This is a genomic window from Candidatus Oscillochloris fontis (assembly GCF_004138135.1).
Classification (GTDB): domain Bacteria; phylum Chloroflexota; class Chloroflexia; order Chloroflexales; family Chloroflexaceae; genus Oscillochloris; species Oscillochloris fontis.
Genome location: NZ_RYFD01000132.1, coordinates 1 through 1,210 on the forward strand (window position 1 = coordinate 1; position 1,210 = coordinate 1,210).

The 1,210-nt window shown below is 63.1% G+C and carries 1 protein-coding gene; it reads left to right on the top strand.

Annotation, left to right across the window (positions count from 1 at the left end):
- Positions 1-279: 279 nt before the first annotated feature.
- A complete protein-coding gene (locus EKD03_RS18265) occupies positions 280-1,197 on the top strand; it encodes a hypothetical protein (RefSeq protein WP_129633892.1) in 918 nt (305 codons plus the stop codon).
- Positions 1,198-1,210: the final 13 nt, after the last annotated feature.

A 1,210-nucleotide genomic window follows, 5' to 3' on the forward strand; every position in this document is an offset into this window, starting at 1 on the left:
GGGTAGGTGTATGCTTAATGGTGGTCGGACGTTGGACTTGAAAACATGAGCGGATCGGGGCATACGTTCAGTGTCTAGGCTGAAAGGAGGTAGGCCATCGATCCGCTGACCACATTTTGCCCCAACATGGACTGTCCTGCAAGAGGGCAGATCGGCGAAGGGAACATCACGATCCATAGTCGGCAACGGCAACGCTATCGCTGTACCGTCTGTGGGAAGACGTTCAGTGCGCGCGCGGGGACGATGTTCTATCGCCGCCGTACGGATGAGGAGACCATCATGCAGGTCGTCACCCTGGTGGGACATGGCTGTCCCATCCCGGCCATTGAAGCCGCTTTTGGGTTTCAGGCATCGACCATCCGGGCATGGATCGATGCGGCGGGAGCGCAGAGCGAAGCGGTGCATCACGCGGTCGTCATGCAGGAGCGCGATCTGGGACAGGTGCAAGCCGATGAGATCCACGTCAAGACCCAAGCGGGTGTCCTGTGGGTCGCGATGGCCATGATGGTCAGCACCCGCCTCTGGCTCGGCGGTGCGGTCAGTGCGCACCGTGATCGCGCATTGATCACCCACGTGATCGCCTTGGTGGTCGCGTGTGCCCAATGGGGGCCGCTGTTGGTCGTGACCGATGGCTTGTCCACCTACGTGGATGTCGTGCGGAAAGCGTTTCGGACGCGCCAGCCGGGGGCACGGGGACGCCCCCGCATGGTGCCCTGGCCGGATCTGGCTATCGCCCAGGTGGTCAAGCAGTACACGGGGCGAGCGGTGACCGGCACCTGCCATCGGTTGGTGCATGGCACGGTATCCACCTTTCTGACTCAGTTGTGGCGTACGCCTGGATGTCAGGTGCTCAATACGGCGTACATCGAGCGCCTCAATGGCACCTTCCGGGCGCGTTTGGCCACCCTGGGGCGACGCACCCGGCGGTCGGCCCGTCGGAGCACGACCATCGCCCGTGGGATGTATCTGGTGGGGACGTTGTACAACTTCTGTACCCCGCATGCGAGTCTTCCCGTGGGACATGGCACACCCCAGACCCCCGCGATGGCGGCGGGAATCACCGATCATGTGTGGACGATCCGTGAGGTGGTGCACTATCGCGTCCCTCCCCCGCGCTGGGAGCCACCCCGCCAGCGGGGGCGGCGATCAAAGGAGATGCAGGCCAAGATTGATCGGTGGTGCGCCGACCACCATTAAGCGTACACCTACC